The 17118-nt window shown below is 59.3% G+C and carries 13 protein-coding genes and 2 pseudogenes; 12 read left to right on the top strand and 3 right to left on the bottom strand.

Features of this window, described 5'->3' with window-relative positions:
* Position 1: 1 nt before the first annotated feature.
* Complete coding sequence (locus tag ACRHIG_RS08480) at positions 2-1390, bottom strand: sensor histidine kinase (RefSeq protein WP_489629919.1); 1389 nt, start codon at positions 1388-1390, stop codon at positions 2-4.
* A complete protein-coding gene (locus ACRHIG_RS08475) occupies positions 1387-2073 on the bottom strand; it encodes a response regulator (protein ID WP_326456241.1) in 687 nt (228 codons plus the stop codon). The genes ACRHIG_RS08480 and ACRHIG_RS08475 overlap by 4 nt, the downstream gene beginning before the upstream one ends.
* Positions 2074-2230: 157 nt before the next feature.
* Between ACRHIG_RS08475 and ACRHIG_RS08470 the strand changes: the two genes are divergently transcribed.
* The 4 genes from ACRHIG_RS08470 to ACRHIG_RS08455 all read left to right on the top strand — a co-directional run bounded on the left by ACRHIG_RS08470 (position 2231) and on the right by ACRHIG_RS08455 (position 5086).
* Positions 2231-3052: a MipA/OmpV family protein gene (locus tag ACRHIG_RS08470; protein WP_475417434.1), complete on the top strand. Its 822-nt coding sequence runs from the start codon at positions 2231-2233 to the stop codon at positions 3050-3052.
* A 103-nt stretch (positions 3053-3155) separates the two neighbouring features.
* Positions 3156-3695: a universal stress protein gene (locus tag ACRHIG_RS08465; protein WP_489629918.1), complete on the top strand. Its 540-nt coding sequence runs from the start codon at positions 3156-3158 to the stop codon at positions 3693-3695.
* 46 nt (positions 3696-3741) lie between these two features.
* The gene (locus ACRHIG_RS08460; protein WP_489629917.1) at positions 3742-4737 is read left to right on the top strand and encodes a VirK/YbjX family protein; all 996 of its coding nucleotides are present in this window, start codon (positions 3742-3744) and stop codon (positions 4735-4737) included.
* A 118-nt stretch (positions 4738-4855) separates the two neighbouring features.
* On the top strand, positions 4856-5086 hold the full coding sequence (locus tag ACRHIG_RS08455) for a DUF6139 family protein (protein ID WP_131685369.1): 231 nt from the start codon (positions 4856-4858) through the stop codon (positions 5084-5086).
* 64 nt (positions 5087-5150) lie between these two features.
* Here ACRHIG_RS08455 and dnaE read toward each other — a convergent pair.
* Positions 5151-8698, bottom strand: a pseudogene (gene dnaE / locus ACRHIG_RS08450) (DNA polymerase III subunit alpha).
* A 239-nt stretch (positions 8699-8937) separates the two neighbouring features.
* Between dnaE and ACRHIG_RS08445 the strand changes: the two are divergent.
* The 8 genes and pseudogenes from ACRHIG_RS08445 to ACRHIG_RS08410 all read left to right on the top strand — a co-directional run bounded on the left by ACRHIG_RS08445 (position 8938) and on the right by ACRHIG_RS08410 (position 17104).
* Positions 8938-9719: pseudogene (locus ACRHIG_RS08445) on the top strand (sulfurtransferase).
* A 441-nt stretch (positions 9720-10160) separates the two neighbouring features.
* Entirely contained in the window at positions 10161-11636 is a 1476-nt protein-coding gene (locus tag ACRHIG_RS08440) for a flippase (RefSeq protein ID WP_489629916.1), read from the top strand.
* On the top strand, positions 11617-12345 hold the full coding sequence (locus ACRHIG_RS08435; RefSeq protein WP_489629915.1) for a hypothetical protein: 729 nt from the start codon (positions 11617-11619) through the stop codon (positions 12343-12345). Before ACRHIG_RS08440 ends, ACRHIG_RS08435 begins: the two co-directional genes overlap by 20 nt.
* Entirely contained in the window at positions 12254-12826 is a 573-nt protein-coding gene (locus ACRHIG_RS08430) for an O-antigen ligase family protein (protein ID WP_489629914.1), read from the top strand. Before ACRHIG_RS08435 ends, ACRHIG_RS08430 begins: the two co-directional genes overlap by 92 nt.
* An 18-nt stretch (positions 12827-12844) precedes the next feature.
* Positions 12845-14035 (top strand): glycosyltransferase family 2 protein, encoded by a 1191-nt coding sequence (locus tag ACRHIG_RS08425; protein WP_489629913.1) that lies wholly within the window; start codon positions 12845-12847, stop codon positions 14033-14035.
* Entirely contained in the window at positions 14028-14849 is an 822-nt protein-coding gene (locus tag ACRHIG_RS08420; protein ID WP_475417960.1) for a 2OG-Fe(II) oxygenase, read from the top strand. Before ACRHIG_RS08425 ends, ACRHIG_RS08420 begins: the two co-directional genes overlap by 8 nt.
* 51 nt (positions 14850-14900) lie before the next feature.
* Positions 14901-15872: a glycosyltransferase gene (locus ACRHIG_RS08415; RefSeq protein WP_489629912.1), complete on the top strand. Its 972-nt coding sequence runs from the start codon at positions 14901-14903 to the stop codon at positions 15870-15872.
* Positions 15869-17104, top strand: a complete 1236-nt coding sequence (locus tag ACRHIG_RS08410) for a glycosyltransferase family 4 protein (RefSeq protein ID WP_489629911.1) — start codon at positions 15869-15871, stop codon at positions 17102-17104. The genes ACRHIG_RS08415 and ACRHIG_RS08410 overlap by 4 nt, the downstream gene beginning before the upstream one ends.
* Positions 17105-17118: the final 14 nt, after the last annotated feature.

Here is a 17118-nt window from a genome sequence, read left to right as displayed (position 1 = left end):
GTCAGGCCTCGGCCAACGGCAAGCGCACCTCCACCAGCAAGCCCAGGCCGCCATTACCGCTGTGCAACTGAATCGTGCCGCCGTGCTGACGCACGACGGAAGCGACGATGGACAAGCCCAGGCCGCTGCCTGGCTGCGCCTGCTGCGGCGCGCGGAAAAAGCGGTCGAACACGCGTTCATACAGCGCCGGCGCGATGCCCGGTCCCTGATCGGCCACGTGCAGCACGGCCTGGCCCCGCTCCGCATGCAGCGACACCGTCACGCTGCTGCCGCGCGGACTGTACTTGATGGCGTTCTCCACCAGGTTGTCGATCAGCGAGACCAGGCTCTCGCGCTGTCCGGGTACGCTGAGCGAGACGCCGGCTTGCAATTCAAGCTCGATATCGCCCGCCTGGGCCAGGCCGGACAGGGCCGCCAGACGGTCTTGCAGCAAGATATCGAGCGCCTGCCGCCGCGGCAACTCGCCCCCGCCCGCCTGCACTTCGCTGCGCGTCAGTTGCAGCAGCTGGCCCACCAGGCGCGCGGCCCGTTTGCCGCTGTTCAAGATACCGTCCAGTAGCTCTTGCTGACGCGCATCATGCGTCTGCCCCTGCAAGGCCTCGACATTCACGCGCATGGCCGCCAGCGGCGTGCGCAGCTCATGCGTGGCATCGGCGATGAAGCTGCGCTCGCGCGCGGCGCTGGCATCGACCCGCTGCAACAGGGCGTTGATATTGTCGACCAGCGCCGCCAGTTCGCCATGCGGCGGCTTGAACGCCAGCGGACGCAAATCCTGTGGCCCGCGCGCCGCCACCTCCTGCGCCACCTTGCGCCAAGGGCGCATGGCCAGGCGGATCGACAGCCAGGCCGGCACCAGCAGAAACGGCAGGCTGATCAGCAACGGCAGCAGGTAGTAACCGCGTGAATTGATCGTGATGAAAAATTGCCAGGCGCCTCCCGCTTCCAGCACCGTCACGCGCGTGCTGCCCTCGGTCAGGCTGCGGCTGCGCCAGGCCTGGCCCTTGATGTACACCACTTCCATCTGCTCCGGGCCGGCGCTGCGGATACCGCTGGGCGCATCGGGCGACTTGTAGACCAGTTTGCCCTCGCGCCAGACCAGGATGCGCGGCGCCAGCTCCGGCACCTGGCCCATTTCAAATTCCTCGCGCAAGGCTTCATCGATGGCGCGCAAGCTTTGTTGCTGGCGCTGCGGCTGCTCGGCCAGGTTATCGGCCACGCTGACAATGGCGTGCAGCACGCCGCGGGTCACATTGCTCGCTTCGCCAGCTCCCTCGACCAGCACATACGCCACGGCCAGGCTCCACAGGACGGTCAGCATCAGCATTTGCGCCATCATCAGGCGGCGCACCAGGGTAGGCCGGCGCAGCATGGCCCAGAAACGCCCCATCATGCGCCGCTGCCCGGCGGGGTGGATGTCTCGCCCTGCTGGTCGATCACATAGCCGACGCCGCGCACGGTGCGGATATAGCCTTCGCCTATCTTGCGGCGCAGGTTGCCCATATGCACATCCAGGGTGTTGCTGGCATTGGCCAGCCCGCCGGGCAGGATGTGTTCTTCCAGCACGCGGCGCGTGATGACCCGGTTGGCGCGCATCAGCAAGGTCTTCAGCAGGGCATATTCACTGGCGGTGAGCTCCACGGGCCGGCCATGCACGCTGACACGCCGCGTGGGCACCTGCAGCAGCAGGCCGCGCAATTCGATGGTATCGCCATCGAAGCCATAGCTGCGGCGTGCCAGGGCGCGCACGCGCGACAGCAGCTCGGCCAGCACGAAGGGCTTCACCAGGTAATCGTCGGCGCCCCCATCGAGACCCCGCAAGCGCTGTTCCAGCGTATCGCGGGCACTGAGGATCAGCACTGGCAGGCGCGCCGCGCGCAGCCGGGCCAGCAAATCGAGGCCATCGCCATCGGGCAAGCCCAGGTCCAGCAGCACCAGTTCGCAACTGTCGTGCTCGATGCTGCGCGCCGCATCCTCCAGGCTGCGCACCCAGACCACTTGCATGCCCTGGTCGCGCAAGGCGATCCGCACGCCGTTGCCCAGGTCCATATCGTCTTCAATCAGCAGTATCTTCATGGTGAGCATTAAACCACCGCAAGCTGAAGAATGGGTAAAGAAGCGCTCTTCATGCAATCTTAATAAAAGGCTCATTTTTCCTTCATGGCAAGGATCGATACTGTCGGCAGTCAATCGAGCCACTCCGGACTCGGTTCTCCACCTGACGGAAAACTCCATGCACGCACCCACAACCCTGCTGACCTCGCTGGCACTCGCCAGCGGCATGATCCTCAACCCGCTGGCCGCCGCGGCGGCCGAACCGCCGGCGGAAAATGTCTTCACCATCGGCGGCGGCGTCGCCGCCGTGTCCAGCTATTCCGGCGCCGACAAGCTGTCGGCCTCGCCGTTGATCATCCTCGATTACGCCATGACCAATGGCCTGTTCTTCAGCACGTCGCGCGGCATCGGCTATGGCGGCCAGGCCGGCCCCTTCAGCTACAGCGCCGCGCTGGGCTACCGCGGCAACCGCGAAGACCACAAGCGCACGGGCGCCAACGGCTGGGGCGGCAGCGATTACCTGAAGGGCATGGGCGAAGTCAAGGGCAACGCCAGCGCCCTGCTCAGCGCCGGCTATTCGCCCTTCCCAGGCCTGTCGCTGAGCGTCTCGAGCGACATTCCCCTGTCGAACCGCGAAAATGGCGCGAATGTGCATTTCGGCGCCACAGGCCAGATCTACGGCCGGGCCGATGCCAAGGGCATGCAGAAGGACAGCGTGAGCATCGGCGGCCAGCTGGGCTGGGGCGAGCGCAAGTATGTGCAGACCATGTATGGGGTGACGGCCACCCAGGCCGCGAATACCTCGTTCAAGCAATACACGCCCAAGGGCGGTTTCTATGAAGCGCAAGCCACCGTCAACTGGGAACACCGCTTCGATGCGCGCTGGGGCATCAACACGCTGGTCGGCGTCGAGAGCCGTCTGGGCGACGCGGCCAAGAGTCCCATCGTGCAGCGCAAGACCTCGCCGATCGGCGCCGTGTATGTCACTTACCGCTATTAAAAACACGCGGCCATAAGGGAAACCCGTACGCTGTTTCGCCAATTTACAGGGGGTACGGGCATGGATAAGATGATGTGGTTTTTCCACCACGGCCATCTTTTCCATGCATGCACCGCGCCTTGCCCCGCAACGCCACCGCGCCCCGGACAGCGCCGCCGGCATCTGCGGCAAGCCGGGCCAGGATACCTTGCTGCTGCTCTTGCCCGTCAAGCGCGCCAGCGACATCATCTACGGTGCGCGCTACGCCAGACGCCTGCAGGAATGGGGCATCAACGTCTGCGTCAGCCTGTTGCACGTGACACCGGCGCCGCGCCGCAGTGCCGATGGCGTGCCCCGGCACTGCGCCAGCGAATGCGATGCCCTTGACCCGGCCACGCAGCACATGATGCACGAGGCGGGACTCTACCTGAGCCGTTCTCATATCGATTTCAGCACCCACATTTTCGCCGGCGAGCCGCTGTTCACGATCCTAGATACGGCTGAGCTGCTGGGTTGCCACGAAGTGGTCTTGCCGGCGCAGCGGCACGGCGCCTGGCCGCGGCGTTTTTCGGGCGGCCTGGCCGGCAAGCTGGCGCGTGGCAGCCGCGGCACCACCATCCTGCTGGCAAACCACGAGGGCGTCAGCAGCCCGGTACCCGTCTGAGCCGAAACGGCTTCGACGCTCCCTCTTTATCATGGACATGCGCACGATGACGCCAACTATTACCCTGTCTGACGGCTTGATGGCGATGCCGAACGGCATGCGCCGCTGGCGCGAACTGCTCAAGCTGCATCTGCGCGCCCGCGTGCAACAACGCCAAACCCGACTATGGCTACAACTGCTGAATTCGCATCCGGTGTTTCATGATCTGGTCCACGCCTATCCGCACATGATCCACAAGGTCTACCGGCCTTACCTGAGCCTGACCTTGAATTGCCACCAGCGCGTGGCATTGCTGGCCGAGCACTACCACTTCATCTTGCAGCAAGGCTGGGGCAAGCTGATGAGTCAAGCGGCCCACGGCCCCGTGCGCCTGGGCACGGTGGCGGGCAAGTCGGGCGCGCCCTACCATTTGCAACTGTGTTCGCTGCACCCGATGGACCGCGAAGGCGAGATGGTGCTGCAACTGATGCATGACGACGACGTGCTCTATTCGATCGCCTTTTCCTTCTTCGGCAGCCAGCTGCGCGCTACCCTGGCCATGCGCATCGGCTGCCTGCAAGGCCCGAAGGGCCAGGAAAGCGCACACCGCGTGCGCGAGGCAACGCGCGACTTGCACGGCATGCGTCCGAAGACCCTGATGGTACGCCTGGTGCGCCAGCTGGGGTATGAACACGGCTGCGGCAAGATGCTTCTTGTCGGCAATATCAACCGTGCCGTACACCACTCCGCGAAGAAAGGCCGTTTGTTCGCCGACTACAATGCAATATGGCAAGAATTGGGTGCGCACATGCGCCAGGATGGCGATTTCGAGCTAAGGTGCGAAAACCTGCCCTTGCCGGCACTGGAAGAAATTCCTTCCAAGAAACGCTCGGAAGCCCGCAAGCGCCATGAACTGACACTGGCCATGATCGGCAGCCTGCGTAACGGCCTCGACGCGCATCGCAGCCCGCTACAGGCCGCCACGGCAAACGCTGCGGCCGCCGGCGAGGTACGTCAATCGGCCATACTCGATGACGACGACTACGCTTCCGCCATCGCCTGAGCGCTCCTCCCTCTTGCGGCACACGCTACAACGCGTGCATGGCACAATCCTGTTACGCTAGCGCTATCGGCATGCACTGCGGTGCGCCGGTTCCCCCAACGTTTACTAGGAGGCATTCATGCGCGTAGACATCTACCGCCGGGCCGAACACGACGGCATTTTTTCCTACCTCGCCGTGCCGGAAGGAAAGCTTATTCCGGAAGAAGTGACCAATACCGACTGGCAACTCGAAGTACGCGCCAGCGAAGTGGCCGACGATGCCGAGATCTTGCCCGACTACCATATCGAACAGCCGCACCAGCAGATCGCCGCCAAGGGCTATGCGATCACGGGCCTGAAAGACATGTAAACGTAAAAAAGCCAAACCAGCATGTCTGCGGTTTGGCTTTGTCGTCTGCGCCGGGCAGTGCCGGTCAGTATTCGACCGCCACCTCTTGCGCGCCTAGCATTTGCTCCAGCGCCATCTGCAATTCATCCGATGGCGCCACTTTCCACTCGTCGCCAAACTGCAGCACGCAACTGACGCCTTGCGGGCTGACCCGCGCGGCGATCGGCAAGCCCGTCTCGGCCCGGTGCGGCATGATCACGTCACGGATGCGCTTGGCGTCCAGGGTGGCCGGCAAGGTCAGGCCCAGCTGGCGGCCATATTGCACGCGCGCGGCGATGATGTCGAAGGCGCTCTCGGCCGTGATACGCAAGCCGCCCGAGAAACGGTCTTCCGACACCTTGCCGACGACGGCCAGGAATTCGTCTTCCTTGAAGATTTTCCGGTTGGAATCGAACAATTCGCCATACACCGTCACTTCCACCGTGCCGCTCTTGTCATCCAGGGTGACAATGAGGATCTTGCCGCGCTGCGTCATCTGCGTGCGCAAGCCCGTGATGACGCCCGCCATCATGCGCGGCTCGCGCGATGGCGACAGTTCCGACAATTTCGTGCGTGCAAAACGGCGCGCCTCGGGCGCATACGAATCGAACAGGTGGCCCGACAGGTAGAAGCCCAGCGCGATCTTTTCTTCCGTCAGGCGCTGTTTATCCGTCCACACGGGCACCTTGACGTACTCGGGCGGCGCCACCATGTCGCTGTCGTCGCCGCCGAACAGGCTCACCTGGTTGGCCGCCTTGGCGGCCTGGTCCGCGCATTCCATGGCGAAGGCCACGGATGCGAGCAGGATGGCGCGGTCGACCTTCAGACAATCGAACGCGCCGCTGCGGATCAGCGACTCGATGGTGCGGCGGTTGATCTGCTTTTTATCCACGCGCTTGCAGAAATCGAACAGGCTCGTGAAGGGCCCGCCCGCCTCGCGCGCGGCGATGATGGCTTCGATGGCGTTCTGGCCCGAGCCTTTCACGGCGCCCAGGCCATAGCGGATCTGCGTGACTTTCTTGCCGCTCACGGACGGCGGTGCGCCGCTCGGCGTGAAGCGGTAATCCGATTCGTTGATATCGGGCGGCAACAAGGTCAGCTTGCAGATTTCCAGCGAGTCTTCCACCAGAATCTTGATCTTGTCCGTGTCGTCCATGGCCAGCGACAAGTTGGCGGCCATGAAGGCGGCCGTGTGGTGCGCTTTCAGGTAGGCCGTGTGGTACGACAGCAAGGCGTAGGCGGCGGCGTGCGATTTGTTGAAACCGTAGCCGGCGAACTTTTCCATCAAGTCGAAGATCTCGTCGGCCTTTTCCGCCGTCAAGCCATCCTTCGCCGCACCGGCGCGGAAGATCTCGCGGTGCTCGGCCATCTCTTCGGCCTTCTTTTTACCCATGGCGCGGCGCAGCATGTCGGCGCCGCCCAGCGAGTAACCGCCGACGATCTGCGCCATCTGCATCACCTGCTCCTGATACACCATGATGCCGTAGGTTTCGGACAGAATCGATTCCGTGCGCGGATCGGGATAATCGAAGCGCTCGCCGTGCTTGCGCTTGCAGAAGTCGGGAATCAGGTCCATCGGGCCCGGACGGTACAGCGCCACCAGCGCGATAATGTCTTCGAAACGGTCGGGACGCGCGTCTTTCAGCATGCCCTGCATGCCGCGCGACTCCAGCTGGAACACGGCCACGGTCTTGGCCTTGGTCAGCAGGTCGTACGACGGCTTGTCGTTCAGCGGCAAGGTGGCCAGGTCGAAGTTCGCCTGCGCGGGATCAAGCTGCTTGATGTAGCGCACGGCGCGGTCGAGGATGGTGAGGGTCGTCAGACCCAAGAAGTCGAACTTTACCAGGCCGACGGCTTCCACGTCATCCTTGTCGTACTGCGACACGACACCCGAGTCGCCGCCCTGCGTGTACAGCGGACAGAAGTCCGTCAGCTTGCCCGGGGCGATCAGCACGCCCCCGCGTGCATGCCGATATTGCGCGTGATGCCTTCGACCTGCTGCGCCAGGTCCAGCAGCTGCTTGACCTCTTCCTCGTTTTCCAGGCGCTCCTTGAGCAGCGGCTCTTCCTCGATGGCGTCGGCGATCGACACGGGCTTGCCGGGCTTGAACGGAATCAGCTTCGAGATGCCGTCGCAGAAGTTGTAGCCGAAGTCCATCACGCGGCCCACGTCGCGGATCGCGCCCTTGGCCGCCATGGTACCGAAGGTGGCGATCTGCGAGACGGCCTCCTTGCCGTACAAATCCTTGACGTGCTGGATGACGCGATCGCGCCCTTCCTGGCAAAAGTCAATATCGAAGTCGGGCATCGAGACGCGTTCGGGATTCAGGAAGCGCTCGAACAGCAGGTTGTATTGCAATGGATCAAGATCCGTAATCAACAGCGAATACGCGACCAGCGAACCGGCGCCCGAACCGCGCCCCGGGCCGACGGGCACGCCGTTTTCCTTGGCCCACTGGATAAACTCGGCCACGATCAGGAAGTAGCCGGGGAATTTCATGTTGCAAATCGTGTCCGTCTCGAATTTCAAGCGCGATGCGTAGCGCGGACGCTCCTTTTCGCGCCGTTCCGGGTCCGGATACAGCTGGATCAAACGCTTTTCCAGGCCCGCCTGCGATTCGGCCACGAGGAACTGGTCGATCGTCATGCCTGGCGGCGTGGGGAAGTTCGGCAGTTGCGGCTTGCCCAGGGTCAAGGTCAGATTGCAGCGCTTGGCGATTTCCACGGAATTGGCCAGCGCGGCCGGCAAGTCGGCAAACAATTCCGCCATGTCGGCCTGCGACAGGAAGCGCTGGCTGTCATTGAAGCGTTTCACCCGCTTGGCGTTGGCCAGCATTTCGCCTTCGGCGATACAGGTGCGTGCTTCGTGGGCAATAAATTCCTCAGGGGAAATGAATTGCACGGGATGGGTGGCGACCACGGGCAAGCCCAGCTTGGCAGCCAGGGCCACCGCGTGGCGCACCTGCGCCTCCTGGTTGGCCTGGCCGCCGCGCTGGATTTCAATATAGAAATGGCCGGGGAAAATCTCGGCCCAGCGCTGCGCATTGCGCTCGGCCAGGGCCAGGTTGCCATTCTCGATGGCAGTACCGACGTCGCCGAAATGCGCGCCGGACAGCACGATCAAGCCATTCGCCGCGCTTTCGCCCGGGTACAGGTCGTAGGTATTCGTCGCCAGCGCCTGCAGCCACTCGATGCGCAGCTCGGCGCGCCCCTTGTACTGGTTGGTCAGCCAGGCCGTCGACAGCAGTTCGCACAACTGCAGATAACCCATGCGGTTCTTCGCCAGCAACAGCAGCCGCGACGGTTTTTCGCGGTTGTCGTCATTCGTGATCCACACGTCGACGCCGACGATGGGCTTGATGCCCTTGCCGCGCGCTTCCTTGTAGAACTTGACCATGCCAAACAGGTTCGACAGGTCGGTGACGGCCAGCGCCACCTGCTTGTCCTTCGCCGCCGCCTTGACCACGTCGTCGATGCGCACCAGGCCATCGACGATCGAGTACTCCGAGTGCACGCGCAAATGGACAAATGCGGGCCCTTGTGCAGCTTGCGGTGTCACGGCCGGAGCGCCGGCCTCTTGCATTACCATTTCCATCCTGTGTACCGTTTCGTGCAAAATTCAATGGGGTCTATTCTACCGCGTCGCGCGTACGGACCGGGTATCCCGCCTGGCCTGTCGGGCTTATAATATCGGCTGTTCAGTCTAAACCGATCGCCATCATGCAAGCCATCACCCCAGCAACACCCGCCGTTTCCGCTGCCGTCAGCCCGCCCGCCGCCACGTTCGTCAATATTGCCGCGTATAAATTCATCACGCTGGCCGATACGGAAGCCATGCGTCCCTTGTATCAGGAGCAATGCCTGGCGCTGGGCCTGAAGGGCACGATCCTGCTGACGCCGGAAGGCATCAACATGTTCCTGTCGGGCACGCGCGAGCATATCGACAGCTTCCTCGCCTGGGTGCGCAGCGACGAGCGCTTGGCGGACCTGGAATGGAAGGAAAGCTTATCGAACGAGCAATCGCACAAGCGCATGCTGGTCAAGCTGAAAAAGAAATCATCACCATGCGCATGCCGCTGATCAAGCCGGAACTGGGCCGCGCCCCGTCCGTCGACGCGCATACGCTCAAGCGCTGGCTCGACGCCGGCGTCGACGACGCGGGCAAACCCGTGGTCATGATGGAAACGCGCAACGCCTTTGAAGTGGACGTGGGCACATTCAACAACACGCTTGATTATCGCATCGACAAGTTCACGGAATTCCCGGCCGTGGCGGCGGCCCACAAGGATGAACTGGAAGGCAAGACCGTCGTCACCTTCTGCACGGGCGGCATCCGCTGCGAAAAGGCCGCCATCCACATGAAGGAAATCGGCTACGACAGCGTGTACCAGCTCGACGGCGGCATCCTGAAGTATTTTGAGGAAGTGGGCGGCGAGCACTACACGGGCGACTGCTTCGTCTTCGACTACCGCACGGCCCTGAACCCGAAACTGGAACCGACGGAAACCGTGCAATGCTTCGTCTGCCGCGCCGTCGTCACGCCGCGCCAGCAACTGGCGCCGGAATATGTGTATGAGGTGTCTTGCCCGCATTGCTACGGCAAGCACGCAACTTAGGCTACATTCCCTGCGGCGCAGGGCCACACTTGCGCCGACCATTCCGCTAAACATAGCCGCGGGCAGGCCGCTGCCCGGCGCACGCACCGCCATGGCTGACGGCATGCGTACAGCAAGCGATAATAAATTCCCACAAGAAAGCTATTGAAAAAAACAAGATAATAAAGAATGACTTACAAATAATTACAAATATACAGGGCAAAATTGGCTCCGCCTTGGGATAAGAATTTGCCCAATTGCTATAATAAATATATCATCACCTGTTCTGATCGGCAGTCGACCTCTGGCTGATGGCCTCGCGTTTATATTATTTCCTCCGATCTAGTCGCTCAGCTCTACTCGCGGCCTCTATTTTTTGAGGCAAAATTATTGTTTCAATGAAAACAATCCACTTGCTCTGAAAATCTGCGCTACTCATATCAGATTAATTGTCATATTTGCATGATTATCAAAAACACCGTTTATAATTTATTAGGATTGGGCTTGCCGCTATTGGTTGCGGTTGCTTCAATGCCGGTGCTGATACACAGCTTGGGGGATGCGCGTTTTGGTGTATTGACACTAATCTGGGCGGTAGTCAGCTATTTCGGCTTGTTCGACCTGGGCTTGGGACGGGCGCTCACGCAACAGTTATCCGTATTAATCGCGGAAAAGCGCCATGCGGATATTGCACCGATGGTCTTTACCAGCCTGCTGATGATGACCGGGCTTGGCTTGCTTGCATCGGCCTTGCTATGGTTCGGTGCAGAGTTTGGCGCGCGCAGCATTTCGCATGCCGGAGACAATGGGGAAATTGTCGGTTCAATCCGGGTGATGGCACTCGCCATGCCGTTCATCGTACTGACCACAGGCCTGCGCGGTATTCTCGAAGCCAAATCGGCCTTTGGCGTGATCAATCTGATTCGCCTGCCCATGGGCATATTCACCTTCCTGGGTCCACTGGCCATCGTACTTTGGTACAAGAATGACCTGGTTGCAGTGACTGCCATGCTCACCGCTGGCAGGATCATCGCCTGCCTCGTACACGCTTATTTCGCTGCACGCAGCCTGCCTGGCATGCTCAGCAGCAAGCATTTCAATGCTGGATTCATGAAACCGCTGCTGGTATCCGGTGGCTGGATGACCGTTACCAATATTATCAGCCCACTGATGTCTTATTTGGACCGCTTTCTGATCAGCACGACGATTTCTGCGGCGGCGGTGGCTTATTACGTGACGCCCAATGAAATGATTACCAAGATCTGGATTATTCCCGGCGCCTTGACGGCGGTGCTGTTTCCGGCATTTTCCAGCCAGATCGGCGGTGGCCGCGGCCATGAACTGCTGGAACTGTATCGCCGCAGCGTGCTGTATTTACTGCTGGCGATCACGCCGATGACGCTGATCATCGCCTTTGCCAGCCAAGAGATTCTTACTCTATGGGTGGGCGCTGCGTTTTCAGAGCAAAGTACGAGTCTGTTGCGCATTTTCTCGTATGGTGTCCTGATCAGTAGCATCACGCAAATTCCATTTTCCTTGTTGCAAGGCGCCGGCAAGGCAGCCTTGACGGCCAAGGTGCACGTCGTCGAATTTCCCCTGTACTGCTTGTTGCTCTGGCTGGGATGCAGCTATTACGGCCTGGAAGGCGCGGCGCTGGTGTGGCTTCTGAGAATCTGTGCCGACGCCTGGCTCATGTTCTATTTCTCCTTTGATATTCTGGAAATAAAATTCAAGGAAGTATTAGGCGGCAAATTTATCGTATTAATGGCATTAATCACACTTTCCTTCCTGCTCTCGCTCAATCCACTGGCGACATTCAAGGCATGGGAATTTGCGGCGTGCTTCGGGATCATTGCTGCCTATACGTGGTTCAATTTCCTAAACGAAATTGAACGTGTGTTTTTCAAAAGAAAAGTCTATGCAATTTTCGGTAAATAACAGCAGCCGGGTGTGGATGGACAGGGTAACCAGGATGTTGGTGCCGCTGTACTATGGCGTGCTCTTTTTCATCTTTGTTGGCGAATTCAAGATCTACATTGGCGCCAGTTCCGTCAGCCTGCCGATCAGTTTTGCGCTGATCGGCCTGATCTTCATGGTCAGGCTGCTGCGGGAAGACCTGATCCTCACGCGCAATGCGCTTATACTGTGCGCTATCGCTGCGCTGGGCGTCCTGACGACCTTGCTGCGAGATCCGGGGCAACTCCAGCGGGCCATGGCTGCGGTAATACCGCTGATCGTCTCGGCCATGGCACTGGTCAGCCTGCGCGCATGGCCGGTTGACCTGGACAAGGCACGACAGGCGATCCTTTATGGTGGCATTGTCCTGGCCCTATGGACCTACCTGGGATTCATTCAATCCTTCGGCGTCAATGGCGATTACTACGATAAGAAATTGATGGTCGAAACGCTGCTTGGGCGTTCCAACTATTTGGCAGCCTTTCTCTTTTTCCTGGCAGCAGCGTTTTTTTATCAAAACAAGTACCTGTTCCTGTTCTTCGTCGGCGCTATTCTCGCGACCATGTCCAGGGGGCATCCTGATTATCAGCCTGTTCATTTTGTACATTTTCTGGACAGACAAAAAATACGCGCACATAAAATATTTCACGGTTTTTTTATCCATCCTGTTCGCCCTGTACCTGTTTTTTGAATATGGCTACAGCCTGTTTATGCTGTTACACGATAATGAATACAAGATCCCGGATTCGTTCAATAACCGCATCATTCTGTGGGAATTTTCAGCCGGCTTGATTGCCAAATCGCCGTGGCTGGGTGTTGGACCGAATGGCTTCCGCTCCGCGATTGAAGCAGCCGGCAACATGGAGGATGTATGGGGGGCACATAATTCCATATTACTGCTCTGGTTGAATTACGGCGTAATTGGCCTGTTGCTGTATTTGAAATACCTGCACAATATTTACCGCGAAATAAACAAGGCGGCACGCAATACACCGATCTTCCAATCGATCAAGGTTGCATTTCTATTCCTGCTGCTATTTTCGTTGTTTGAACCGCTGATTGGGTCCGTATCATTCGAATTGTTGTTGGTTATGTTGTACATTACGGCCAAGAATATTAACCGCCAGGACCATACTGGCGCCAGCCTGCCGCGGACTACCGCGCCAGTCTAACTTTTTGTGAGTTTGCTTATGCCAATTTTATCCGTAGTAATTGCGACCCACAATCGCAGCGCGTATGCCGTGCATGCCGCAAAAAGTGTCTTGAGCATCAACTCGCCCTTAATCGAACTTGTCATGCATGACACCAGCACTGACGGCAAGTTGCAAAATGAGATCGTGCCGCTGTTGGCCGATGCGCGCCTGCACTTCCAGCATTGCGCCACGCGCCTGTCGATGACAGAGAACCACAATCAGGCGTTGGCCATGGCCAGCGGCGACTATGTCTGCCTGGTCGGCGACGACGATACCGTTGCCGCCGAGATCCTGGACGCCGTGCAATGGGCGATCGATCACAAGGTGGATGCCATCTCGCCCAAGGTGGTAGCCAACTATGCCTGGCCGGACTTCCTGTCGAAAACTTTCGGCCGGGGCCACTCCAGCCGCCTGTACATCAACGATTTCTCGTCACGCATCTCGCGCACCGATTGCGCCAAGGGCATGCAGGACTCCTTGCAACTGGCATGCCAAGGGGCTGATGGTTTGCCCAAGATTTACCACGGCATCGTCAAGCGCGCCGTCATGGAACAAGTCAAGGAAAAGACGGGTGCCTATTTCCACGGAGTCAGCCCGGACGTGTCGGGCGCGCTCGGCATTGCCGCCACCACACCATCTTTTGCTGAAATCGACTATCCACTGACCATTCCTGGCGCCGCCGGCAACAGCAACACCGGACGCAGCGCCATGAATGCCCACCGCGGCAACCTGGAAGACGATCCCCATATCAAGCCCTACAAGAATCTGGTGTGGCCACCGCTGATTCCACGCTTTTTCAGCGTCGAAACCGTCTGGGGCCAGGCCGCCTATGAAACCCTGAGCAAACTGGATGCCACGCTGCTGGATCGTTTCAACTTCATCCATTTGTACGCGATCTGCCTGGTCAGCCATCCGGATTACTACAAGGAAATTTTCAAGGCGGCGATAGCCTACAAGCAACAATATGGCAAGAGTGCCGCTATCACCGTGACGCGCGTGCTGCTGGGCGCTGCGCGCATCGCTGTAGCCAAAATCATCCGCCTGGCCAAGCGCGCCACCCGGCCAAGCGCAGCTGGCGGACGGTTCTTCATTGCGGACATTCCCAACATTCATGCGGCAAGCGACGCCCTGAAGGCTTTCTTGGGTAAAAAATCGGCATCATTTAAAGGTAAAAATGGAAATGTCTAAAAACGAAATCGTCGAGTTGATTGTAGCGCGCCTGCAAACGGAAAAAGCACGCGCCGCCGACATGTTTGCAGCCAGCGCTGCCAAGGTCGGCGTACGCCATTGCTATATCGAGAATATGCTTCCCGAGGCACTGGCCATGGAAATCTACCACGCCTTCCCCAAGCTGGAGCAGATGCGCCTGATGTCGAGTTTTCGCGAGAGAAAATTCACTTCCAAGCATTTTGATCAATTTAATCCGATTCTCAAGGACATTACCTTCGCGATGCAGGATGTCGCCGTAGTCAGCATTATCGAGGAAATCACCGGCATTACGCAGCAGATTCCCGATCCTACCCTGTATGCGGGCGGCTTGAGCATGATGGGCAAAGGGCATTTTCTTAACCCCCACATCGACAACTCGCACGAGGCGACACGCCAGTTTTATCGCACGCTGAACCTGCTGTTCTATGTCACGCCGGATTGGGAACTGGGTAACGGGGGCAACCTGGAATTGTGGGAACCGTCCGTGCGCAAGAACGAGACCATCCATAGCAAATTCAACCGTCTGGTGCTGATGGAAACAACACCAAGCTCGTGGCATTCGGTTAGCCCGGTCCAGGTGGATCGCCTGCGCTGCTGCGTTTCAAACTATTATTTTTCACCCGCGTCTCCAACTGGAGAACAGTATTTCAACGTCACGTCATTCAGCGCCCGCCCCGAGCAAACGGCACGCAGGGCACTGGCATGGGCGGACAACAAGCTGCGCCAAGGCGTGCGGGCGCTCGTGCCTGGCGGTGTGGGCCCGAAAGACGTCTACAAGGCGGGAGACAAATAAGTGGGTCGTCTATTGCTACATGCGCCGAACGTTCACGTGGGCGGCGGACTGGTGCTGCTCAAGGAATTGCTTGCGGCCCAGGATGGCGCAACGTTATGGGCCAATCTCGACCACAGGGCCAAGGAAATTCTGGACTTGCCGTCAGGAACGGAAAGTTATTTCGTCAAGGCCTCGCCAGTAGACCGCCTCAAGGCCGAACTGCGCCTGCAACGCGCGGCACGCGCCGATGACGTCATTCTGTGCTTCCATGGCATGCCGCCGCTGCTGCCGCTGGCCGGCCACGTCGTGGTATTCCAGCAAAATCGGAACTACTTTGGCCTCACGCCCCTTTCCGAATTTTCTGGCAAGACAAAAATACGGGTAGCGTTCGAACGTATCATTTGCCGCGCCTTCAAGGGCAATGTCAATGAGTATGTCGTCCAGACCCCTTCCATGCGCTCAGCGCTGATAACCTGGCACGGCGCCAAGCCCCCGGTGCGCGTCATCCCATTCATTGGGGCCATGGCAAGCGCGTCGCATGATCAGACCAGCGTGCGCGACGGCTTTGATTTTGTCTACGTGGCCGATGGCGAGGCGCACAAGAATCACCGCCGCCTGCTGGCCGCCTGGATTCTGCTGGCCGAGCAAAACATCTTTCCGTCTCTGGCGCTTACCCTGCCCCCGCATTGCACAGCGCTTCGCGCGGAGTTCGACAGCGCAACTGTCCAGCATGGCCTGCGCATTGAGCAACTAGGCGTGTTGCCACATGCCAACATACTGACTCTGTATCGCCATGCCAAGGCGCTGGTTTTCCCGTCGATGACGGAATCGTTTGGATTACCCCTGCTTGAAGCCAGCTGGGCCAACCTGCCCATCGTAGCATCGGAACTAGATTATGTGCGCGATGTGTGCGTACCAGCCGACACCTTTGATCCGACTTCGCCAGTGTCAATCGCCCGGGCCATCCGCCGCTTCCTCGGCGTGGCGGAGCCCGTTGGCCGTATCGGTTCGGCATCGGATTTTCTTGCGGAGCTACGCTCTTGAACTTGCTCGTGGTAAGCCAGTACTTCTGGCCTGAAAATTTCCGCATCAATGACCTGGTACGTTCGCTCGTCAAGCAGGACGTCCATGTCGACGTCTTGACGGGCCAGCCAAATTATCCTGATGGCAAGGTTTTCCCTGGCTATACCGCCACTGGCTTTGGTGCGCAGGATTGGCATGGCGCTACCGTGCATCGCGTGCCGCTGATGCCGCGTGGACGGGGTTCCGCCCTCGGACTGATCGGCAATTACCTGTCTTTCGTCCTGAGCGGTATCCTGCTGGCGCCATTCGCCCTGCGCCGCAAACGCGTCGACGTGATTTTTGTATATGCGATTTCGCCGATCCTGCAAGTCATTCCAGCTATTTTCCTGAAGTGGATCAAGGGTGCAAAATTGGTCATCTGGGTACAGGATCTATGGCCCGAGAGCCTGGAGGCGACCGGTTTTGTTCGCAACCGTAAAGTGCTCAAGCTGGTAGAGATACTGGTGCGCTGGATCTATCGCCACGCCGACCTGATCCTGGTGCAATCGGAAGCGTTCATCGCGCCCGTCGCGGTACTGGCCGAGCGCAGCAAAATATCCTATTATCCAAACTCAGCCGATAATGTCTTCTTTCAGGATACCCAGCACCAGCAGCCCAGCGCTGTGGCGGGCTTGCACGACGGCTTTTCCATCGTCTTCGCCGGCAACCTGGGAACCGCCCAGTCCGTCGAAACCATCATTGCCGCCGCGGCGCTATTGAGAAACCAGCCACATATCCGTCTGGTATTGGTAGGCAATGGCAGCCGCGCCGAGTGGCTGGGTGCAGAAATCGCCCGTTTAAAACTGCAGAATGTCATCATGGCGGGGCAGCATCCTCTCGATGCCATGCCCGCCATCCTGCGGCAGGCTGGTGCCCTGCTGGTGTCACTGCGCGATGAACCTATCTTTCGCCAGACAGTACCCAGCAAGCTACAGGCTTACCTGGCCATGGGCCGTCCCATCATCGCGTGTCTGAACGGCGAAGGGGCACGCATCGTCACGCAGGCACAGGCCGGCATCGCCTGCGCGGCAGACAACGCCGCAGCGCTGGCAGCGGCCATACTGGAAATGTCCCGTCTCGGCGAAACGGAACGGGAACAGCTGGGCCAGAATGGCCTGGCGTACTTCAAACAGCATTATGACAGCGCCATGCTGACCCAAAACCTGATCACGCATTTTGACAATCTGTTGACGGGCAATAAGGACAACAACTAATAAATCGACGAGAA

Source organism: Janthinobacterium sp. C22, from assembly GCF_057919405.1.
The sequence above is the reverse complement of the archived record's forward strand: the minus strand, read 5'-3'. Positions and strand labels throughout refer to the sequence as shown.